Origin of the sequence: Flavobacterium litorale, from assembly GCF_019613795.1 — a bacterium.
Taxonomy (GTDB): Bacteria; Bacteroidota; Bacteroidia; order Flavobacteriales; family Flavobacteriaceae; genus Flavobacterium; species Flavobacterium litorale.
Map to the genome: position 1 here is coordinate 343,353 of NZ_CP080429.1, position 22,609 is coordinate 365,961.

18 protein-coding genes are annotated in these 22,609 nt (G+C 38.5%); 14 read left to right on the forward strand and 4 right to left on the reverse strand.

The genetic code is table 11. From position 1 onward, the window contains the following. The first annotated feature begins 4 nt into the window (after positions 1-4). The 8 genes from K1I41_RS01580 to pruA all read left to right on the forward strand — a co-directional run bounded on the left by K1I41_RS01580 (position 5) and on the right by pruA (position 9,765). Positions 5-1,663 (forward strand): peptidase domain-containing ABC transporter, encoded by a 1,659-nt coding sequence (locus K1I41_RS01580; protein WP_220640935.1) that lies wholly within the window; start codon positions 5-7, stop codon positions 1,661-1,663. 5 nt (positions 1,664-1,668) lie between these two features. Beyond that, positions 1,669-3,021, forward strand: a complete 1,353-nt coding sequence (locus K1I41_RS01585; protein WP_220640936.1) for an HlyD family secretion protein — start codon at positions 1,669-1,671, stop codon at positions 3,019-3,021. Between the two features lie 5 nt (positions 3,022-3,026). Further along, positions 3,027-4,427: a TolC family protein gene (locus K1I41_RS01590; RefSeq protein ID WP_220640937.1), complete on the forward strand. Its 1,401-nt coding sequence runs from the start codon at positions 3,027-3,029 to the stop codon at positions 4,425-4,427. A gap of 42 nt (positions 4,428-4,469) precedes the next feature. Next, the gene (map, locus tag K1I41_RS01595; RefSeq protein ID WP_220640938.1) at positions 4,470-5,288 is read left to right on the forward strand and encodes a type I methionyl aminopeptidase; all 819 of its coding nucleotides are present in this window, start codon (positions 4,470-4,472) and stop codon (positions 5,286-5,288) included. A 115-nt stretch (positions 5,289-5,403) separates the two neighbouring features. Further along, entirely contained in the window at positions 5,404-6,168 is a 765-nt protein-coding gene (locus K1I41_RS01600; protein ID WP_255566951.1) for a class I SAM-dependent methyltransferase, read from the forward strand. Between the two features lie 85 nt (positions 6,169-6,253). Further along, a complete protein-coding gene (locus K1I41_RS01605) occupies positions 6,254-7,525 on the forward strand; it encodes a type IX secretion system plug protein (RefSeq protein WP_220640940.1) in 1,272 nt (423 codons plus the stop codon). 103 nt (positions 7,526-7,628) lie between these two features. After that, positions 7,629-8,015: a Co2+/Mg2+ efflux facilitator ApaG/CorD gene (gene apaG, locus K1I41_RS01610; protein WP_220640941.1), complete on the forward strand. Its 387-nt coding sequence runs from the start codon at positions 7,629-7,631 to the stop codon at positions 8,013-8,015. Between the two features lie 115 nt (positions 8,016-8,130). Then, entirely contained in the window at positions 8,131-9,765 is a 1,635-nt protein-coding gene (pruA, locus tag K1I41_RS01615) for an L-glutamate gamma-semialdehyde dehydrogenase (protein WP_220640942.1), read from the forward strand. Between the two features lie 215 nt (positions 9,766-9,980). On the opposite strand, the gene rsmG is transcribed toward pruA, so the two are convergent. Further along, positions 9,981-10,610: a 16S rRNA (guanine(527)-N(7))-methyltransferase RsmG gene (gene rsmG, locus K1I41_RS01620; protein WP_220640943.1), complete on the reverse strand. Its 630-nt coding sequence runs from the start codon at positions 10,608-10,610 to the stop codon at positions 9,981-9,983. Positions 10,611-10,728: 118 nt separating this feature from the next. On the opposite strand from rsmG, the gene K1I41_RS01625 reads away from it, so the two are divergent. From K1I41_RS01625 to purT, 4 genes are all read left to right on the forward strand, one after another. Continuing rightward, entirely contained in the window at positions 10,729-11,823 is a 1,095-nt protein-coding gene (locus K1I41_RS01625) for a fatty acid desaturase family protein (RefSeq protein ID WP_220640944.1), read from the forward strand. Between the two features lie 26 nt (positions 11,824-11,849). Then, positions 11,850-13,037, forward strand: a complete 1,188-nt coding sequence (locus K1I41_RS01630; protein ID WP_220640945.1) for a pyridoxal phosphate-dependent aminotransferase — start codon at positions 11,850-11,852, stop codon at positions 13,035-13,037. A 58-nt stretch (positions 13,038-13,095) separates the two neighbouring features. Further along, positions 13,096-13,515, forward strand: a complete 420-nt coding sequence (locus tag K1I41_RS01635) for an endonuclease domain-containing protein (RefSeq protein ID WP_220640946.1) — start codon at positions 13,096-13,098, stop codon at positions 13,513-13,515. Between the two features lie 106 nt (positions 13,516-13,621). After that, on the forward strand, positions 13,622-14,788 hold the full coding sequence (gene purT / locus K1I41_RS01640) for a formate-dependent phosphoribosylglycinamide formyltransferase (protein WP_220640947.1): 1,167 nt from the start codon (positions 13,622-13,624) through the stop codon (positions 14,786-14,788). 31 nt (positions 14,789-14,819) lie between these two features. Here the strand turns inward: purT and K1I41_RS01645 are convergent, their stop codons facing one another. After that, the gene (locus K1I41_RS01645) at positions 14,820-16,457 is read right to left on the reverse strand and encodes a hypothetical protein (RefSeq protein WP_220640948.1); all 1,638 of its coding nucleotides are present in this window, start codon (positions 16,455-16,457) and stop codon (positions 14,820-14,822) included. A 119-nt stretch (positions 16,458-16,576) separates the two neighbouring features. Here K1I41_RS01645 and fabD point away from each other — a divergent pair, with 119 nt between their 5' ends. Both fabD and K1I41_RS01655 read left to right on the forward strand, forming a co-directional pair. Continuing rightward, the gene (gene fabD / locus K1I41_RS01650; protein ID WP_220640949.1) at positions 16,577-17,452 is read left to right on the forward strand and encodes an ACP S-malonyltransferase; all 876 of its coding nucleotides are present in this window, start codon (positions 16,577-16,579) and stop codon (positions 17,450-17,452) included. A gap of 103 nt (positions 17,453-17,555) precedes the next feature. Next, complete coding sequence (locus K1I41_RS01655) at positions 17,556-20,282, forward strand: DEAD/DEAH box helicase family protein (RefSeq protein WP_220640950.1); 2,727 nt, start codon at positions 17,556-17,558, stop codon at positions 20,280-20,282. Positions 20,283-20,344: 62 nt separating this feature from the next. Here the strand turns inward: K1I41_RS01655 and galE are convergent, their stop codons facing one another. Both galE and K1I41_RS01665 read right to left on the reverse strand, forming a co-directional pair. Continuing rightward, entirely contained in the window at positions 20,345-21,361 is a 1,017-nt protein-coding gene (gene galE, locus K1I41_RS01660) for a UDP-glucose 4-epimerase GalE (protein WP_220640951.1), read from the reverse strand. Between the two features lie 40 nt (positions 21,362-21,401). Next, a complete protein-coding gene (locus tag K1I41_RS01665; protein ID WP_220640952.1) occupies positions 21,402-22,535 on the reverse strand; it encodes a DegT/DnrJ/EryC1/StrS family aminotransferase in 1,134 nt (377 codons plus the stop codon). Positions 22,536-22,609 lie beyond the last annotated feature (74 nt).

Below are 22,609 nucleotides of genomic sequence, written 5' to 3' on the forward strand. Positions count from 1 at the left end.
TACCATGACCCCATTAAGACGATTTTACAACCTGTTGAGCTTGGATAAAAAAGATGTCTATCAAATTCTATTTTATGCTGCGTTTGCAGGTCTTATTAGCCTCTCGCTACCACTAGGCATACAGGCTATTATTAACTTTATCCAAAGTGGGCAAATTAGTGTGTCGTGGATAGTACTCATTTTTGTGGTTACACTAGGGGTAGGCTTTGGCGGAATACTGTCGTTAATGCAATTGCGAATTACGGAGAATTTACAGCAAAAAATATTTGTACGCTCATCGTTTGAGTTTACATGGCGTTTTCCTAAAATTAAGTTTAACGAGTTGTACAATAGCTATCCGCCAGAATTGGCAAACCGCTTTTTCGATACGCTATCCATACAAAAAGGAACGTCCAAGCTGTTACTCGATTTTTCTGCGGCATTACTACAAATAAGTTTTGGTATTATATTACTCTCTATATACCATCCGTTTTTTATTTTGTTTGGAGTATTACTGCTGTTACTTTTATACCTAATTTTTAAATTCTCGTTTGCAACAGGTTTAGATACCAGTATGAAAGAATCTAAATTTAAATATAAAGCTGCCTACTGGATTCAGGAAGTAGCCCGAAATAGCAGTACATTTAAAAGCAAACTTAACTCGGAGTATGCACTTACTAAAAACGATAATTTAGTGAGCGACTATATTAGCTACAGAGAAAAGCACTTTAACGTTATTAAAAGGCAGTACTCGCAGTTAATATTGTTTAAAGTTATTATTACGGCATCCCTACTTTCTATAGGAGGGTATTTAGTACTCAACCAACAAATGAATATTGGGCAGTTTGTTGCTGCCGAAATTATAATACTATTGGTAATTAACTCTGTAGAAAAAGTAATTGTAGGGCTAGAAACGTTTTATGACGTACTTACATCTATAGAGAAAATAGGACAGGTTAGCGACTTACGTGTAGAAGAATCTACTGAAATTACACATAGTACACCACAAGACCATTTAAAATTAGAGATGGACAACATCCAATACCGTTTTCCAGGTTCGGATAAAGATGCGCTGAAGAATATTTCGCTTTGTATAGAAGCTAGCGAAAAAATATACGTAAGCGGTCGTAATGGTTCTGGAAAATCGACATTAGTCCGAATGTTATCGGGCTATTTAGAGCCTGATTATGGAGCTTTTTATATTAACGATGCTCGATTTAATAAAGTGGACCAAGATATATACCGCGCGCAAATAGGCGTTGTAATGCAAGGTGAAACGCCTTTTGAAGGCTCAATTTTAGAGAATATTACATTTAACAACCCATCCATAACTGCCGAAAGGCTGCGGTGGGCACTGGATAGTGTTAATCTATCGTCGTTCATAAAAACATTACCACAAGGGTTAGATACACGTATATACCCTGAGGGCAGACAACTATCGGCATCGAATGCGCAAAAAATAATGTTAGCCCGAAATATTATACACAAACCCAAAATACTATTTTTAGAAGACCCTACAGACAAAATGGATGAAACTACTGCAAAAGGTATTGTTGATTTCCTTTTTGATGACGAGCACGACTGGACGGTAGTAGTATCGTCAGTAAACCGCTATTGGAAATCGAAATGTACCCGACAAATTATGATGGGTAACGGAGAAATTGTAGAAGACATTAAACTTTAATTGCCATGCTAAATATATCACGTAACGACCAAGTACATATAAGCAGCGGAAAATACCGAACGGTAAACAGCTTAATAGCAAGACCTCACTATAAGGTACTCAACAAAATTATACTGGGTATGGCTTTAGTAGGTGTTATAGCATTGTTTTTACCTTGGACACAAAATATATCGGGTAGAGGCTCGGTAACTACACTAAAACCAGGGCAACGACCACAAACGGTACAAACCATTATTGGAGGACAGATTGAAAAGTGGTACGTACAAGAGGGTGACTTTGTAAAAAAAGGTGATACTATACTATTTATATCGGAGGTTAAGGATGATTACTTTGACCCTAATTTAGTACAGAACACTAAACAACAGGTAGATGCCAAAAAAATGGCGGTAGATTCGTACGGTGGTAAAGTAAATGCGCTAGAAATGCAGGTAGAATCGCTAAAAAGAGAACAACTACTAAAACTGGAGCAAGCGCAAAATAAAATACGACAGGCACAACTGAAAGTAGTAAGCGATAGTATGGATTTGGAAGCCGCAAAAACCAATTTGCGCATTGCCCAAACGCAATTTAAACGTTCTACAACACTAAACGAAGAGGGATTAAAAGAACTAACCGATGTAGAAGCAAAAAAATTAAAACTACAAGAAACAGAAGCAAAAATAATAACACAAGAGAACAAGCTTCTTGAAAGTAAAAACAAGCTTATTAATACCCGTGTAGAAATTAACCGATTAAAAGCAGAGTATGCCGAAAAAATATCCAAAGCCAGTAGCGATAAATTTACCGCATTAAGCAACCAATACGATACCGAGGCACAAGTAAACAAGCTGGAAAACCAATATGTAAATTACAGCATTCGTAACGGGTTATACTATGTACGTGCACCACAAACGGGTTACGTAAACCGTGCACTACAGGCAGGGCTTGGCGAAACAATTAAAGAGGGTACACCCGTAGTAAGCATTATGCCATCGGATTACGATATTGCTGTAGAAACGTATGTAGACCCTATAGATTTACCACTAATAAGCAAAGGCGAAAAAGTACGCGTATGGTTTGATGGTTGGCCTACCATTGTATTTTCAGGATGGCCCGGTATGTCCTACGGTACATTTGGTGGGCGCATTGTAGCCATAGAAAATTTTATTAGCCCCAACGGTAAATACAGGATACTTATAGCCCCTGATAAAAATGAAGAAGAGTGGCCTGAGCAACTTAGTATAGGCGCAGGAGCGCAAACCATAGCCCTGCTAAATACAGTACCCGTTTGGTACGAATTATGGCGAGTACTTAACGGTTTTCCACCCAACTACTATGATACACAAGGTACTGATGGAGGCAAAAAGGATAAAAAGTAATACAAATGACAATACAACAGTATATATACTGCTTTTTAGCATTTTTTATAGCGCTTAACCTCGTACAAGCACAAGAATTTGAAGAGGATGTACTTACTTTTAACGAGTACTTAGGCTATGTAAAAAAGTACCACCCTATTGTAAAACAAGCCAACCTAGAAATAGACAAGGCACAGGCGCAACTCATGGAAGCCCGTGGGGGTTTTGACCCTAAAGTAGAGGTAGATTATGATGCTAAAGAATTTAAAGATAGTGAGTATTACTCATTACTAACCAGTAGTTTTAAAATACCAACATGGTACGGCATAGAAATAAAAGCAGGTTTTGATAATAGCGAAGGTGTTTTCCTTAATCCACAAAACACTATGCCCAACCAAGGGCTTACATCGTTGGGTATTACAGTACCGTTAGGGCAAGGGCTTTTTATAAACCAACGTATGGCAGATGTTAGGGCAGCAAAACTACAAATACAGCTAAGCGAATCGGAGCGAAAACTAGAAGCCATATTAGTATTATATGATGCCGCAGAAGCCTACTTTACTTGGAAACGAAGCTACGACGAAACCAAATTGTACGAAAATTATTTGGAGTACGCACGTGTACGTTATAAAGGTGTAGAAACACTTATTGAGCAAGGCGATAAACCCGCCATAGATAGTGTGGAAGCGGGAATTACAGTAAAAAACAGACGCTTAAATTTAGAAAACTCACAATTAAAGTTAACAAAAGCAAAGCTAGGTTTAGCCAATTATTTATGGATAACCGATATACCCGTAGAGCTTGAGGACAACGTAATTCCTGAAGAGAATTTAATGGTAACCGTACAAGAAACACTACGAACAAACAACCTAATAACCGAGACAAGTTTTATTGATAGCCATCCTAAAATCCTCGCGTTAGAAAATAAGATATCCATCTTGGATGTAGATAGGAGGTTAAGAGCCAATATGCTACTTCCAAAAATAGATGTGGGGTACCATTACCTATCCGAACCCTCTAACTTTAATAACTATAGGTTTGAAGATTATAAAATAGGCATCAACTTTGCCTTTCCTATTTTTTTACGAAAAGAACGGGGTAAACTAAAACTCGCCAAGCTAAAAATACAAGACACCCAATTTGAGTTGGATAGTGAGCGGGTAACACTTAAGAACAAGATTGATGCGCAGCAAACAGAAATACAATCGCTGCAAAAACAAAAGCAAATAATCGACCAACTTGTGGAGAGTTACGCAACCATGCTACGAGCCGAAGAACGTTTGTTTACCTTCGGCGAAAGCTCATTGTTCCTTATCAACTCACGCGAAAACAAACTCGTAAGCGAGCGTATTTCTCAAATAGATATCGAAAACAGGTTTTACATGTCCAACGCCAAGTTGTTTAAAATCTTAGCGAATCCAGATTAAATAATTAAAATTAGTTACTTTTGCGGATTGAAAATTAACGCAATGATTATACCTAAAACACAAGAGGAAATAGAGCTAATGCGCGAAAGTGCGCTAATTGTTTCGAAAACCCTTGGCATGATTGCCTCGGAAATAAAACCTGGTGTAACTACCCTGCATTTAGATAAGTTAGCCGAAACGTTTATTCGCGATCATGGAGCAATACCTGGATTTTTAGGATTGTACGGATGCCCCTCTACCCTACTTACTAGTGTTAACGAACAAGTAGTACACGGATTACCAACTGACCGACCTATTGAGGAGGGCGACATAGTATCGGTAGATTGTGGTGCTATTAAAAACGAATTTTATGGCGACCACGCCTACACATTTGAGATAGGTAATGTAGCCGAAGACACTAAAAAATTACTACAAATAACCAAAGAATCGCTTTACGAAGGCATCCGCCAATTTAAAAACGGAAACCGTGTAGAGGACGTAGGCTATGCCATACAAAAATATACCGAAGCACACGGCTACGGCGTAGTGCGCGATTTGGTAGGGCATGGCTTAGGGCGCAAAATGCATGAGGACCCGCAAATGCCCAACTACGGTAAACGTGGCAGAGGTAAAAAGTTTATAGAGGGTATGGTAGTAGCCATAGAGCCAATGATAAACATGGGGACTAAAAATATTAAAACCCTTAAAGATGGCTGGACAATTGTAACGCGCGATGGTAAACCAAGTGCCCATTTTGAGCATAATGTGGCACTCGTAAACGGCAAGCCAGAGTTACTCTCTACATTTGCGTATGTGTACCAAGCATTAGGCATAAATAGTAACGAGGAGGACGAGTTTAGGGCAGTACCGCTATCAATCTAATAAATAGCTTTATACAACCTGTAACACTAATTTTCGTCTTTATACAAACCAATACTTCGTTTAATAGCTAGTTATTAATAATCAGTGTTAATCAAAAAAATTCGTGGCTAAAAAATTGTTCAAATTCATACTTAATACTGTACCACGCCCATTGCTTATACGGTTAAGTTATGTAGTACGCCCAATTTTGGCTATGGCTTTAAAAGGCAACACTTACACCGACCCTATAGATGGTAAAAGCTTTAAAAGCTTTTTGCCTTATGGGTACGGCAACCAGCGTAACAACGTATTGTCGCCAAGCACATTATCGTTAGAGCGACACCGATTGTTATGGTTGTACTTACAAAACGAAACTGATTTTTTTACCGCACCCAAAAAAGTATTACACTTTGCCCCCGAACAAGCATTTTACAAACGTTTTCGGAAGCAAAGAAATTTACAATACACCACTACCGATTTAAACTCGCCACTTGCCGATGTAAAAGCAGATATTTGTAACCTCCCCTTTAAAGATAGTAGTTACGATGTAATACTTTGCAACCACGTACTGGAACACATCCCAGACGATACCAAAGCAATGCAGGAGTTGTACAGGGTGCTAAAACCTGGTGGCATGGGCATATTCCAGATACCACAGGATTTAAACCACGAAACTACTTTTGAGGACGATAGTATAACCGATGCTAAGGAGCGTGCACGCATTTTTGGGCAGTACGACCATGTACGTGTTTACGGTCGTGATTATTTTAATAAACTCCGAAGCATAGGGTTTGAGGTTGTAGAGGAAGATTATACCAACAAGCTACCCCAACAGGATGTGGCACGTTATTGCCTTGCTAAAGGCGAAATTATTCCTGTTTGTTATAAAAACAAAGTATAAAACTTACCCTAAAGTAACACCATTACAGTAACAGCCAGTATAATATATTTAGTATCTTTACGTTCACCATTAAAATGCTGCTGTAATGATTTACACCTCTTACCGATTTTTTAAAATAGTTGTACTATTTTTATTAGTATCTGTTGTTGCCAATGCACAAGTGCAGCAGGAAATACCACCTCCGTATCATATAAAAACCGTTTCGTTTAGGAAGAACAACGAAAATGTGTACCCTTATTTCAGAAAAGGGGAGTCATTCCAATTGACTTTTGACGATTTATATGGCAACGAGGCAAATTACTATTATTCAATTACACACTGTAATTACAACTGGACACCATCATCGCAACTTACCATTAACGATTATATTAGTGGGTTTGATAACCAACGCATACAAATTTACGAGAACTCATTTAATACCCTACAAATTTACTCGCATTACACCTTAACAATACCCAATCAGTTTACGCGCCTATTGCTATCGGGCAACTACATCCTAAAAATATTAGACGAAGATCGTGAGGTAGTTTTTACACGCCGTTTTATTGTTTACGAAGAGTTGGTAAGTGTACCATTGCAAATAAAGCGTGCTAGGGGCATGGATGAAATTAACGAAAAACACAACCTCGACTTCAGTATAAAATCGAGTACTATCAATTTCCAAATGCCATTACAAAACGTAAAAGTAGCATTATTCCAAAATGGGAGGTTCGATAATGCTATTTACAACGTTAAACCCCAATATACTATAGGAAACGACCTTATTTACAGATACGATAAAGAAACGCAGTTTTGGGCAGGTAACGAGTATTTATTTTTTGATAATAAAGATGTTCGTAATGCCGTAAATAACGTACTCCGAATTACGGCGGGCGAAGTATATAATAACATACTTTATGTAAACGAAGCTAGGGCAAATGTGCCCTATACCTACTTTCCCGATATTAACGGTAAATTTTTAGTAAACAACATTAACCTCAATGTAACCAACGTTGCAGTAGAGGCGGATTATGCCTGGATATTCTTTTCCCTAAGTGCCCCAGCCTACTACTCTAAAAAAGACATTTATGTTTGTGGTATGTTTAACAACTATGCTAAAACGGAAGAAAACAGAATGGAGTACAACGAGAAAACTGCCACGTACGAAAAGGCCATTATGATAAAACAAGGGTTTACCAATTACATGTACATCCCATCGGATAAAAACGGGGTATTGGATGAGAAAAATGCACCCGATGGCAACTTCTTCCAAACAGAGAATGATTATACGATATTGGTATACTACCGTGAAAATAACGACCGATATGATAGGGTTATTGGTATAGGGTCGGCAAATTCCGAAAACATTATCAATTAACAGTCAATTCGTTAAAAATCAGTTGCATTTAAATTAATATTTGAAATATAAAGGGACTCTATTTAATTTTGTACCTTTGAGAAAGTTATAAGGATTTATTTTTATGGTATCACAAATAACACGAGGCATTAAAATATCTGTTTCCACTAGTTTTGAAGGCACGTACTTTAAAAACTACAGAATACAGTTTGCCTTTAGCTACGAGATTACTATAGAAAATCAGAGTAAAGACTCTGTACAACTCAACACACGCCATTGGGAAATTTTCGACTCGTTAAACGATATCGAAATGGTAGATGGCGAAGGGGTTATTGGTAAAAAACCAGTGTTAAAACCAGGCGAAAAACACACCTATAGTTCGGGTTGTTTGCTAACTTCGCCCTTTGGAGCCATGCGTGGTTATTTTAATATGGTAAACTTTACTTCTACCCGTTCTTTTAAAGTAATAGTACCCACTTTTAGGCTTAGCGCACCTTTTGCGTTAAATTAATACTATCTTCATATTTATAGTGCTTTCGTTAACGAATTTGCAATTACAAGAACAATAATTTCTTGTATATTTGCGATACGTTAAATTTTTAATGCTTTAAAAACACTATACAACTATGCCAAAAGGAATTTATAATGTACCAGACGCGTTAAACGAGCCAGTATTATCGTATGCACCTGGAACAAAAGAAAGAGAGCAAGTACTTGCTACTTTTAAAGATATGTATGCCACTACAGTAGATGTGCCTTTGTACATTGGTAGCGAGGAAATACGTACGGGAAAAACACAAACGATGAACCCTCCTTTTGATCATAAAAAAGTAGTGGGTACGTTTCATGAAGCAGAAAAACACCACGTAGAAAAAGCAATTAGTACAGCACTAGAAGCCCGTACAGCTTGGGCTAGTATGGCTTGGGAACAACGTGCTGCTATATTTTTAAAAGCTGCCGACCTTTTAGCTGGACCTTACCGTGCTAAAATAAACGCATCTACCATGATTGCACAAGCAAAAACAGTACACCAAGCTGAAATTGATGCTGCTTGTGAGTTTATTGACTTTTTACGTTTTAACGTAGAGTTTATGACACAGATTTACGCGGAGCAACCCATATCGTCTGAAGGAATGTGGAACCGTATGGAATACCGCCCATTAGAGGGTTTTGTTTATGCCATAACACCATTTAACTTTACTGCTATAGCGGGTAACTTACCAGCATCTGCAGCGCTTATGGGTAACGTAGTAATTTGGAAACCAAGCGCAAGCCAGGTATACAGTGCTAACGTAATTATGGAAGTATTTAAACTTGCTGGTGTACCCGATGGCGTTATTAACATGGTACATGGTGACCCTGTTATGATAACTGATACACTTATGGCAAGCCCTGATTTTGCAGGAGTACACTATACAGGTTCAACACAGGTGTTTAACGGTATTTGGGCAAAAATAGGCGAAAATATGGGTAAAGGTATTTATAAAACCTACCCCCGAATTGTTGGCGAAACAGGTGGTAAAGATTTTGTTATTGCACACCCATCGTCAATACCAGCACAAGTAGCTACAGGATTATTAAGAGGAGCATTTGAGTTCCAAGGACAAAAATGTTCAGCAGCTTCCAGAGCATACATACCAAAATCAATGTGGAATGAGGTAAAAGAGCAGCTAACAAAAGATATCGAATCGATGAAAATGGGTTCTCCAGAAGATCCTTCAAATTTCATAACATCCGTAATACACGAGGCATCTTTTGATAAATTGGCAAAATATATTGATAATGCTAAATCAGCATCTGATGCCGAAATTATTGCAGGGGGTACGTACGATAAATCAGAAGGGTATTTTATTACCCCAACAGTTATTTTAACAACCAACCCACAGTACGAAACCATGCATACGGAGCTTTTTGGTCCTGTGCTCACCATTTATGTATATGAGGACGAGAAATGGGAAGAAACACTAAAATTAGTAGACGAAACTTCGCCATACGCATTAACAGGTGCCGTATTTAGCCAAGACCGTTACGCCATAGAGCAGGCTACTAAAGCACTAGAAAACTGTGCTGGTAACTTCTACATTAACGATAAGCCAACGGGTGCTGTTGTAGGGCAACAACCATTTGGTGGTGCAAGAGCATCAGGTACTAACGATAAAGCAGGTTCTGTACTTAACTTATTGCGTTGGGTATCGCCGAGAACTATTAAAGAAACATTTGTAACACCTACAGATTACAGATATCCTTTTTTAGGAGAATAATACCATGTTAGTCATTGCGAGGTAACGAAGCAATCTAATAACTCTAAATAAAAAAGCCCCGAATTAATTAATTCGGGGCTTTTTGCTATACCGTCAACCTATTTTAGGACAAATCACATCAGTAAGAAATAAACAAAAGATTGCTTCGTTACCTCGCAATGACTAATCTAATAAGCGGTTGTATGGTCTTGCCTTCTCGTAATGATTATATATAATCACACCTTATACTTCATAGCCAGATGTACCACCTTTTTAGTTTCAAAAAATTCATCAGCAAAATAATCCGAGAGGTTATATAATGCTACTTTCTGGAAAACCTGTAATTCCTCAGTAAGGTCACCCCCTTTAAGGTACAGTATTCCGTTAGGCAGGTCGTGGTTTTGTTCTTTCTTAATTTTACCCCTAACCCACTTTACAAAATCGGGCATATTGGTTACAGCACGGCTCACAATAAAATCGAATGTTCCGTCTACTTGTTCGGCTCGTTTCTGCTCCGCTTTTACGTTAGTAAGCCCTAAAGCATCGGCAACTTCTTGTACTACTTTTATTTTTTTAGCAATAACGTCTATCAAATAAAAATTAGTTTCGGGGTATAATATGGCCAGAGGTATCCCAGGAAAACCACCGCCTGTACCTACATCCATAACACTAGCATTGGGTTTAAAAGGCATTACCTTAGCAATACCCAAGGAGTGTAGCACGTGTTTGGTGTACAACGCATCAATATCCTTACGGGATATTACATTAATTTTGGCGTTCCAATCGGTATAAAGCGCTTCTAATTGCTCAAATTGCTGTAGCTGTGTTTCGGTAAGGTTCGGGAATTGCCTAATAATCTCGTGCATTATTTTATATTTTAGGCAAAAGTACGCATTTCGTAAAAGAAATTTCATATCAATTTTGGTGGTTACAATGGCATTAATAACTACCTTTGGTAACTATAGATTTTTTTAGCTTTTGACTATGAACATGACACCACCTGTATTCTCTAAAAGAGACTCAGTAAAATTTTTCCGAACACTTAACAAGCGTGTAAACGAATACTTTAAAGAAAATAATATTAAAAAAACGGGCAACTGGAAACTGCACATTAAAACCATAGTAATGTTTGCTGCCTTGTTGGCACCCTACTTTATTTTACTAACCCTAAACTTACCCGTTTGGGGTCAATTATTACTTACTATTGTAATGGGTATTGGTATGGCTGGTATTGGTATGAATGTTATGCACGATGCTAACCATGGTTCGTACTCCTCTAAATCGTGGTTAAATAAAGTTATGGGGGGTAGCATCTATCTATTGGCTGGCAACGTGTATAACTGGCAGGTACAACACAATGTACTGCACCATACGTACACTAACATACACGGGCACGATGAAGATTTGGATGCGGGTAGAGTAATACGCTTTACGCAAGATGCCAAATGGATGAAATTACACCGATTCCAACATTATTATTCTATTTTCCTGTATGGGTTGCTAACCTTTAACTGGGCAATTACTACCGATATTAAACAAATGCGCAGCTATATAAAGAGAGGTTTATCGTATGGCGAATTTCGTAGTCCCGTAAAACAATGGACGGTGCTTGTAGTTACAAAACTACTTTACGCGCTAGTATGGTTTGTAGTACCTATGCTTTTAGGCATTGTTTGGTGGAAGGTACTAATAGGCTTTTTTGTAATGCACTACACAGCAGGTTTAATATTAAGTGTTGTTTTCCAATTGGCACACGTGGTAGAGGAAACAGAAAACCCCACCCCAAACGAAAACAACGAAATGGAAAACACATGGGCAATACACCAATTGTACACTACGGCTAATTTTGCGCCTAAAAATAAAATTGTAAACTGGTTTACAGGTGGGCTTAACCACCAGATAGAACACCATATATTCCCACACATTAGCCATGTGCACTACAGCAAAATTGCCGAAATTGTAAAGCAAACAGCCCGCGAGCATAATTTACCCTACCACGAATTTAGTACCATGCGTGGTGCAGTAGCAGCACACTTTAAACACCTTAAAGAGCTAGGTATGAAACCCGCACTAAACTAATACAATAACAAAACCTACTATACCCAATGAATAACGTGCTTTCTGACAGAATTAACAACCTATCTACTTCACAAACCCTTGCTATGGCTGCCAAAGCCCGAGAGTTAAAAGCGGCGGGAAAAGACATTATTAGCCTAAGTTTGGGCGAACCTGATTTTAATACCCCTGATTTTATTAAAGAGGCTGCAAAAAAAGCAATTGACGAAAATTACAATAGCTATACACCAGTAGATGGATATGTGGAGCTGAAAGAAGCCATTACCAGAAAGTTTAAACGCGATAATAACCTCGATTATAAGCCCTCGCAAATTGTAGTATCTACAGGGGCAAAACAATCGTTATATAACATTGCGCAAGTAATGCTTAATGATGGCGATGAGGTAATACTACCTGCGCCCTATTGGGTAAGTTACTTCGAAATCATAAAACTATCGGGTGGTGTACCAGTAGTAGTACCAACATCGGTAGATACCGATTTTAAAATGACTGCTGAGCAACTGGAAAAAGCCATTACACCCAAAACCAAAATGATGTGGTTTAGCTCGCCGTGTAACCCAAGCGGATCCATATACAGCGAAACAGAGCTTAAAGCACTAGCCGAAGTACTACAAAAACACAATATTTATGTAGTATCAGACGAGATATACGAGCATATTAACTTTTCGGGAAAAGCCCCCAGTATTGCATCTATACCTGGTATGTTTGATAAAACCATAACCGTAAACGGAGTGGCAAAAGCATTTGCCATGACGGGATGGCGTATTGGCTATATTGGCGCACCAGAATTTATTGCCAAAGCATGTACTAAAATACAAGGGCAGGTAACTAGTGGTGCTAACTGTATAGCACAACGTGCTACTATTGATGCTGTTGATGCCGACCCTAAAGTACTCAAACATATGGTTACGGCATTCCACAAACGTAGAGACCTTGTTATTGAACTAATGAATGATATTGATGGCTTTAAAAACAACGTTCCAGAAGGTGCGTTTTATGTATTCCCAGATATATCGGCATTTTTCGGTAAAACATTAAATGGTATTGCAATTAAAAATGCTGACGATTTTGCAATGTACTTGCTAGAACACGCTAATGTAGCTACGGTAACAGGTGCTGCATTTGGTAACCCTGATTGCATTCGTATATCGTACGCCACTAGCGAAGATCAACTTAAAGAGGCACTCCTCCGTATTAAAGAAGCGGTGTCGGCTTAAATAAAAAAGCAATCAAATTCCCCTCCTTTGGAGGGGTGTCTGTAAAGACGGGGTGGTTATGGAACAAGAAATTTTAACCTATATTAAAGGTAAACCCATATACAGAAACTTCGTTAAAAACTTGCCTTACAATCCTAATTTGAAAATAAGGGCTAAAAATCTGCGCAAAGCAGGCAACTATCCCGAAGTAGTATTTTGGCAACAAGTACACAAAAGAAAATTTTATACTATCGATTTTGACAGGCAACGCATTATAGGAAACTATATCGTCGATTTTTATGTTAAGGCGTTGGGTTTAATCATAGAAATCGATGGCACAAGTCATAACAATAAAGAATCTTACGATACCAAAAGGGAGAACTATTTGTGCACCTTATTAGGTTTGGAGGTTTATCGTATTTCCAGCATACGCATATTACATGATTTAGAAAATGTAATGACCGAACTGGAAAATTTCATTATTAAGCATTTTGGATAAGAATTAATAGCCCACCCCACCCTACGGGCACCCCTCCAAAAGAGGGGAAACAACACGCAAAAAACTTTTGTATTTTTGCTGCTTATACTACATTAACAACAACACAATGAACAAAAAAATACTTTTATTAGGCTCGGGCGAACTGGGTAAAGAGTTTGTAATTGCTGCACAACGCATAGGGCAAACCATTATAGCGGTAGATAGTTACGAAAATGCACCTGCCATGCAAGTAGCCGACGGGCATGAAGTAATTAATATGCTGGATGGTACTGCACTAGATGCTATAGTTGCTAAACACCAACCCGATTTTATAGTACCCGAAATAGAAGCCATACGTACTGAACGTTTTTACGATTACGAAAAACAAGGTATAACTGTAGTACCATCGGCTAAAGCTGCTAATTTTACCATGAACCGTAAAGCCATACGTGACCTTGCTGCTAAAGATTTAGGCTTGCGTACTGCCAATTATCGTTATGCAACCTCAGCCAAAGAGTTACAAAATGCTGTAGCCCAAGTAGGCATGCCTTGTGTGGTAAAACCACTAATGTCATCGTCAGGAAAAGGACAATCTACTATAAAAACGCAAGAGGATATTACCAAAGCATGGAATTATGCGGTGGAGGGTTCACGTGGCGACGTAGTAGAGGTAATTGTAGAGGCTTTCGTAGACTTTCATTCAGAAATTACACTTCTTACCGTTACCCAAAACAACAACCCTACTCTGTTTTGTGCCCCCATAGGACACCGACAGGAGCGTGGCGACTACCAAGAAAGCTGGCAACCCGCACAAGTATCGGATAAAGACATTGCAGAAGCACAGGATATGGCTAAAAAAGTAACCGAAGCACTTGGTGGTGCAGGCATATTTGGGGTTGAGTTTTTCCTTACGGATGAAGGCGTCTATTTTTCCGAACTATCGCCACGCCCACACGATACAGGCATGGTTACGTTGGCAGGTACACAAAACTTTAATGAATTTGAGTTGCACTTACGTGCGATATTAAGCCTACCCATTGCTGAAATTATATTAGAAAAAGCAGGAGCAAGTGCGGTACTATTAGCATCCGAAAACAGCAATAATCCAACCTACACAGGTATTGATAAAATAGCCGCATTACCTAAAACTGATTTTAGACTATTTGGCAAACCAACCTCTCGCCCATACCGCCGTATGGGAGTAGTACTAACTAACGATAGTGTAGATACCCCTATTGAAAACGTAGTAGAAAAAGCCAAGTACGCAGCTACATTGGTTAAAGTGTTGCGGTAATATATTCGGTAATTTTTTAGAAAGAGCTTTACTATTTTGTTTTTTTGTTACCCAGATTAATATTATCAAAGCTCGATACATTTATTACTTGCTCAGTATCTACATCAAACGAGATGCTAATGCTATCGCCTACCTGTGTTATAGGCAACTCGTTAGATAATTGCGACGACCCTATAAATATCTTCTGCGAACCATCTACAGTAAAGTAATAAAAACTATTGCCGTTTTTAATATCGCTCTGTATGCGTTGTATGGTAGTGGTTATGGTTGTTCTATCGCTAATTGCATTAGGGTCTATCCTATTATCTGCCATATTGTACACATTTTTAAATGCCATCATGGTTTCGTTCATGGTACTTCCTACGCCTACTATAGTATAGTCGGTAATAGCAACCATAGCATACATTTTTACCAATCCGCCACTATCCTTTAGCGTCATAACATAAGTAGGAATACCATTAATAGTGTACGGCACAGGTATGGAGGCATAATAGCCTTTTTCTTGTACTTTCCCCTCTGCCGAGCGGCGTGCGGCATACTCGGTAGCACCACTTTGGTGGTAACAAGTAGTTTCTTTCGTACGGGTATCTACCAATACAAACCCCACCGCAGATTCGTCTTTCCCTACCGATGTAAGCCCTGTGTACCAATAGGGTCTACCATTTTCGCCATATACTAAGGTGAGCCCCTCCGTAATTTGGAGTTTGTTTTCGTTGGCAAAGTTCCAATAGCCATGTACATATTCGCCCCAATCGTTAAGCTGGTCTTCTATAAAATCCTGTGGTTGTATCCTGTCTATCCATTCAGGCGTATCTGCAACAGCATACTCCTGTATTTCGCCTGTTTGTGCATCTAGCACTACTACACCTGTAGCATTGTTTCCGCTAAAGCCTACTTCTTTTTTATATTTTGTAATTACCCAGTAAGGGTTACCGTCGTCGTCAATCTCAAAAGTATAATCCTCAAGCCCTGTAGTAGCATAGCCGTTAAAGTAAAGGTAACGTTCCATTTGGCTCATAAAAAAGGCTTCGCTCTGGTATTTTATTTTGAGTGGTTTACCATTAACCGTTTGTACCAACTGTACATCGCGTTCGTTAGTAGCCGATACCAGTACATAACCATCCGTACCTTCGCTATTATTCAACCATTTAAAAAATCCTGTGTGCAACAAAGGAGCTACCCAGTACAACTCGTCGCCTACTTTTTGTACGGTAAAATGCCCTAACTCTGTTTTACTCCCCAAAGCGGGGTCTGAACCTAATATTTTTTCGCCCAACAAATACGCCAATCGTTCATCTACAACGCGTACTTTTTCTATAGCCAGTGGTGCAATATGCTTGGATATTTCCTTACCATTTTTTACTTCGCCTATCAGTTCTCTGTACGATTTGCTGTGAATCATGGGCGATGTTGTAATAAATGGGACTATGGTTACGTAGGCAATAATTGCTACCACTACAAACCATAAAAAGCGGTGTGCTTTACTAAATTTAAACTTAACGTTATTGTTTTTATTCTGTACAGGGGTAGTAAGCAAAATACCTGTAACAATTAGGAAGAGTATTGCAAGCGGAAACCCTGCAAAACCATAACTTATAACAGGTTGCCCAAAGTAAATAATGATAAAAGTTAATAGGAGAAGAATTATTATGGCTGCCGATTTTTTCATGATACCATGGTTTGCTTTATAGGTATATAAAAATACTATAATGTTACAATAAAACCTAAAAGTTGGTACTGCTATAAAATTCGTTATTTTTGCTGTAGCAAACCAAATTGAAACAAACTATGAAAGCATATGTATTTCCGGGGCAAGGTGCTCAGTTTACTGGAATGGGTAACGATTTATATGAGAATGACGAAGCAAAAGCATTATTTGAGAAAGCAAACGAAATACTAGGCTTTCGTATTACTGATAGTATGTTTGAAGGTACTGCCGACGAACTAAAGCAGACTAAAGTAACACAACCCGCAGTATTTTTACACTCGGTTATATTGGCAAAAACATTGGGCAACAATTTTAAACCCGATATGGTAGCTGGGCATTCGTTAGGCGAATTTTCGGCACTTGTAGCAGCAGGGGCATTAACCTTTGAGGACGGATTAAAATTAGTATCGCAACGGGCCCAGGCAATGCAAAAAGCCTGCGAAATGGCTCCGTCTACTATGGCTGCTGTTTTGGGTTTAGAAGATACCGTTGTAGAAGAAATTTGCGAAAAAACACAAGGTATTGTAGTGGCTGCTAATTATAATTGCCCTGGGCAATTGGTAATATCGGGCGAAACACCTGCGGTAGAGCGCGCTTGCGATGCACTAAAAACAGCAGGGGCACGACGTGCACTTTTACTACCTGTAGGTGGTGCATTCCACTCCCCTATGATGGAGCCTGCCCGCGAAGAGTTGGCTGCAGCCATAGCTGCAACCAGTTTTAACACACCCATTTGCCCTGTGTACCAAAACGTAACAGCCATGGCAGTTACAAACCCAGATGAAATTAAAGAGAACCTTATAAAACAACTTACGGCTCCTGTACGTTGGACACAGAGTGTACAAAACATGGTTGCCGATGGTGCTACGTTATTTACTGAGGTAGGACCTGGTAATGTATTACAAGGTTTAGTTAAAAAAATAAATAAAGAGGTTACTACAGCAGCAGCATCGTAGTTAATCAACATTATATCCTAAATAAAAATCCTCATTACTATTTGGTTTTGAGGATTTTTTATATTTGTTTGCCCATACTAACAAAGCCGCACCCAAAACTACATTGAAACAGTTTCCAACCAATATTCATTTTAAGTACCCATGGCGGAAGTACCAACAACGGGTACTCCAAGAGTTATCAGCACATTTATCCAACAGGCATTTACATATTATTGCACCGCCTGGGTCTGGCAAAACAGTATTGGGTTTAGAGGTTATGCTACGGCTTAACCAACCTGCCTTAGTACTAGCCCCCACTATTGCCATACGCAACCAATGGATACAACGCTTTTGTGAATTGTTTTTACAAGAAGATAGAATTCCTGAATGGATTTCGCGCGATATAAAAAATCCCGCCTTTGTAACTGTTAGTACCTACCAAGGGTTACACGCTGCATGCTGCTACAGAGGCATAGAGATTGTTGCTACCGAAGAGGAAGAAGAAGGAATAAACTACAAAATTAAAAAGACTAGTAACGATAACCTAAATGCAATAGCAGCACGCTTACTACAGCAAGGAGTAAAAACAATTGTGTTGGATGAAGCACACCATTTAAAAAATGAATGGTGGGCTACGCTTACTACTATTAAAGAGAAACTAGACCCCGTTATTGTTGGGCTTACTGCAACACCACCATACGATGTAACAGGTGCAGAATGGCAACGGTATACAGAACTTAATGGTCCTGTAGATACCGAAATAAGCGTACCCGAACTTATTATGGAAGGCGACCTGTGCCCGCATCAAGATTACATTTATTTTACACTACCTACACCAGAAGAAAAACAGGGTATTGATAAAATAAGATACCGAATGGATCAGCTTTTCGAAGCGGTACAGCATGATGCTACATTGGTAACGGCAATAGAAAATCATCCCGTATGGATAGACCCAAGCGAACATCTGGACTGGATATATAGTAATGTAGCATATTATTCGGCAATGCTCATTTTTCTTAATGCTAACAAAAAGGAAGTTCCTAAAAAATATATCGAAATTATTGTTGATACAAAGGATGAAATTCCTGAATTGGATTACAATTGGATGGAAACACTTCTTGATTTTTATTTGTATCAAGAAAAAACACATTTTGCTACCTATAACGAGCATCGTTTAAAACTCGAAAACAAATTACGGAACTATGGTGCCATGGAAAAACGTAGGGTTACGTTTGGACATAACACTAAAGTGGATACAAAACTTATTTTAAGCATAAGCAAGCTAAATGCTATAGAGGAGATTACCGATTTTGAGTATGAACAATTGGGCAGTAACCTGCGAATGGTTGTACTAACAGATTATATTAGGAAAGAATTTTATACTAACGATACCGAAAATAATGGCACCTTGAATAAAATTGGGGTACTCTCTATTTTTGAGAAATTACGGCGTAACAATAGTAAGAATATAAAAATTGGAGTACTTACAGGGTCGGTGGTTATTGTACCTAAAAAAGTACTGCCACAACTAGAGGCAATGGCTAACGTTTATAATATTACCGTAAACAGTAGTATTGTACCTTTTGATACCGATTATGTATTGGTTGACCAAACGGAGCAACTAAAACACCGTATTGTACAAATAATAACGGCAATTTTTGAAGATGGCGGCATTGAGGTACTCATTGGCACTAAATCATTACTAGGCGAAGGTTGGGATGCTCCTGCCATCAATTCGTTAATACTAGCCAGTTTTGTAGGGTCGTTTGTATTGTCCAATCAAATGCGTGGCAGGGCTATAAGAACACAAAAAGGAAACAAGAATAAAACAGGAAATATTTGGCATCTGGTGTGTGTAGACCCTGAATCGGTAGATGGTGGTAGGGATTTACAGTTAATGAAGCGACGCTTTAGAGGTTTTGTTGGCGTTTCGTATAACGAGGAAAGCGGAATAGAAAACGGGCTTAACCGATTACAAATTCCTGATACATTGTACAATCCGCATACCATAGCAGCAAAAAATGCTGAAACTTTTGCGGCTGCCGCTGCGCGTAGTCATTTACAAAAAAAATGGAACACTGCTTTGGCTAATGGTGTACAATTAATAGAGGAAATAAAAGTTCCATTCCATGAGGCAATACAGAATAAATCGTATAAACAAACAAAACAATTTTACTATAATAAAACAATTACGCACTTTACATCGGGGTTAATAAGTGGCGTTTTAGCCTACAGTGAAGGGGTGATAAACCTGTTTAGTAGATCACTCAGAAATATACGAACATTAGAACAAGTTGCATTTATACTAAGTATTGTAGGGGTTGGTGGGTTATTCTTCTTCGGGAGCAAGGTGTATAAATCATTTCGGTTGTACATTGGTTATAAAGAAATATCAAAAGATATACAGCAAATTAGCTATGCACTACTACATGCATTACATGATGAGGGTTACATCCAAACTAATTTCTCTGATTTAAATACCGTTACGGAAGTGGATGATATGGGCTCGATATATTGTCATCTAGAAGGAGGTACCACCTATGAGAAATCAGTATTTATTAATGCCTTAATGGAGTTAATTGGACCAATACATAATCCGCGCTACGTAATTATCAGAAAAAGTGGACTGTTATTTATCAAACAAAAAGATTATCATGCTGTACCCGAACTTATTTCAAAAAATAAAAAGCCCGCTGTAAATTTTGCTTCGCATTGGGGTAAATACGTAGGTAATTATGAACTTGTTTTTACGCGGAACCAAACAGGGCGGAAACTTCTAGTAAAATCGCGTGCAAAAGCATTAATATCGCAACTTGATAATAATCTGGAGCAGATAAGCAAATGGCGATAAGCTAAAAACCCCACATTAGTAGTGTGGGGTTTTAATAGTATAAATAATACATTAATATTCTTCTACTTGCTTCGTACCTTTTGCTCCCATTTCCATGCAGATTCCAATGCTGCCTCAATAGGTAATTCTGCTTTCCAGCCCAATACATCATTAGCTTTTGTAGTATCGGCATAGGCTTCTGTAATATCGCCTTCTCTCCTGTCCACTATTTTGTAGCTGAGTTTTTTACCACTTACCTTCTCAAAAACATTTATCACTTCGAGTACCGAATTTCCTGTACCTGTACCTAAATTAAATACTTCTACATTATCCATGTTCTTAGCCTGTACTAGTCGCTTTAGTGCTGTAACGTGCGCTTTGGCTAAATCTACTACATGAATGTAATCACGAATACAAGTACCATCGGGTGTTGGGTAATCGTTACCAAAAACAGACAATTGTTCTCTTAACCCTATAGCGGTTTGTGTAATAAAGGGTATAAGGTTTTGTGGTGTTCCTTTTGGTAGCTCGCCTATTTCTGTAGATTCGTGTGCCCCTACTGGATTAAAATAGCGTAATAATATAGCATTAATGTTACTCATTTTAGCAACATCGTTAATTATCTCTTCGCCTATCTGTTTTGTGTTACCATAGGGCGACATTGCCTGCTGTACAGGAGCATCTTCTGTAATTGGCATTTTCTCTGCCTGACCGTACACAGTGCACGATGAACTGAATATAAACTGTGCTTGGTCTTTCTTTTGTAGCTCTTGTAATAAATAAACAAGTGTACTTAAGTTGTTTTCGTAATACAGTAGCGGATTTTCTACGCTTTCGCCTACTGCTTTGGAGGCTGCAAAATGGATAATACCCGATACATCGGTATATTTTTTAAAGAAATCCTGAACGGCTTTTTTCTCGCGGAGGTCTATTTGCTCAAAATCGGGCTTTTTACCCGTAATGGCTGTAATACCATCCAATACATCGAGTGAAGAATTAGAAAGGTCGTCTATTACTACTACATCAAAGCCTTCGTTTTGCAATTCGACTACTGTGTGGGAGCCTATAAAGCCTAATCCACCGGTAACAAGTACTTTCATTTAAATTGGTTTATGGTTGGTTTAATGATATAATATTGTGTTAAACGCTTAAAAAATCAAGGATAGTATCTGTTATAAATGCTATTTGCTCGTCCTCCAACTCTGTATGCATTGGTAAGGAGAGTACTTGTTTTGTTAACTCATTTGTTACTACAAAATCTTCTTCATTATAACGAATATCAGCATACGCTTTTTGGCTGTGCAACGGTATTGGGTAGTATATAGCACAAGGTATCCCCTTATCTTGCAAATGTTGCATTAATGCATCTCTATCGGCATTTAGTACGCGAAGTGTGTATTGATGGAACACATGGCTATCTGGTGTACCTTTTATTAGCGGTGTTATAATATCGGCGTGCCCTGCAAAGGCTGCACTATACTTATGGGCAGCTTCTCGGCGGGCATTATTATATTGGTCTAACAAGGGCAATTTTGCATTTAATACGGCAGCTTGTATGCTATCCAATCGAGAATTTACACCTACTACATCATGGTGGTAACGTTTGTACATACCATGGTTTACTATACCGCGTAGTTTGTGTGCAAGGTCGTCATCATTCGTAAAAATTGCACCACCATCGCCGTAGCAACCTAAGTTTTTAGAAGGGAAAAATGAGGTTGAGGATACATGCCCCATAGTTCCTGCTTTTTTCTTGGTGCCATCAGCAAAAGTATAGGTTGCACCTATACCCTGTGCATTATCTTCTATTACATATAAATTGTGTTCTGTAGCAAGTGCCATTATCTCTTCCATATCGGCAACCTGCCCAAACAAATGCACGGGTACAATAGCTTTGGTTTTTGGTGTTATGGCATTGCGTATGGCCTCTACAGATACGTTAAATGTATCAGGGTCTATATCTACTAATACGGGTGTGAGTTGTAACAACGCAATTACCTCTACAGTGGCAGCAAATGTAAAATCGACTGTAATAACCTCATCGCCTGGTTTTAAATCTAAACCCATCATGGCTATTTGCAACGCATCGGTGCCATTAGCACATGGTATTACGTGTTTTACATCGAGATATTCTTCTAGGTTTTTCTGAAATTTATGTACCTCTGGTCCGTTAATATATGCTGTGTTGTCAAGTACTTCTTGTATCGAAGCATTCACGGTATCTTTTATGCCTTCGTATTGACTTTTAAGGTCAACCATCTGTATTTTCTTCATCTGCTTCTTAAATTTTGAGCCTTAGCAAAACTACTAATTTAATGGTTGCCTACCAATGAAAAAAATTATTAACG

Bases quoted from the DNA above. Each gene is read 5' to 3' on its own strand.
- K1I41_RS01580 (WP_220640935.1), top strand. From the start codon at position 5: ATGACCCCATTAAGACGATTTTACAACCTGTTGAGCTTGGATAAAAAA.
- map (WP_220640938.1), top strand. From the start codon at position 4,470: ATGATTATACCTAAAACACAAGAGGAAATAGAGCTAATGCGCGAAAGT.
- K1I41_RS01630 (WP_220640945.1), top strand. From the start codon at position 11,850: ATGAATAACGTGCTTTCTGACAGAATTAACAACCTATCTACTTCACAA.
- apaG (WP_220640941.1), top strand. From the start codon at position 7,629: ATGGTATCACAAATAACACGAGGCATTAAAATATCTGTTTCCACTAGT.
- rsmG (WP_220640943.1), bottom strand. From the start codon at position 10,610: ATGCACGAGATTATTAGGCAATTCCCGAACCTTACCGAAACACAGCTA.
- K1I41_RS01625 (WP_220640944.1), top strand. From the start codon at position 10,729: ATGAACATGACACCACCTGTATTCTCTAAAAGAGACTCAGTAAAATTT.
- K1I41_RS01585 (WP_220640936.1), top strand. From the start codon at position 1,669: ATGCTAAATATATCACGTAACGACCAAGTACATATAAGCAGCGGAAAA.
- K1I41_RS01590 (WP_220640937.1), top strand. From the start codon at position 3,027: ATGACAATACAACAGTATATATACTGCTTTTTAGCATTTTTTATAGCG.
- galE (WP_220640951.1), bottom strand. From the start codon at position 21,361: ATGAAAGTACTTGTTACCGGTGGATTAGGCTTTATAGGCTCCCACACA.
- K1I41_RS01645 (WP_220640948.1), bottom strand. From the start codon at position 16,457: ATGAAAAAATCGGCAGCCATAATAATTCTTCTCCTATTAACTTTTATC.
- pruA (WP_220640942.1), top strand. From the start codon at position 8,131: ATGCCAAAAGGAATTTATAATGTACCAGACGCGTTAAACGAGCCAGTA.
- purT (WP_220640947.1), top strand. From the start codon at position 13,622: ATGAACAAAAAAATACTTTTATTAGGCTCGGGCGAACTGGGTAAAGAG.
- K1I41_RS01605 (WP_220640940.1), top strand. From the start codon at position 6,254: ATGATTTACACCTCTTACCGATTTTTTAAAATAGTTGTACTATTTTTA.
- K1I41_RS01665 (WP_220640952.1), bottom strand. From the start codon at position 22,535: ATGAAGAAAATACAGATGGTTGACCTTAAAAGTCAATACGAAGGCATA.
- fabD (WP_220640949.1), top strand. From the start codon at position 16,577: ATGAAAGCATATGTATTTCCGGGGCAAGGTGCTCAGTTTACTGGAATG.
- K1I41_RS01635 (WP_220640946.1), top strand. From the start codon at position 13,096: ATGGAACAAGAAATTTTAACCTATATTAAAGGTAAACCCATATACAGA.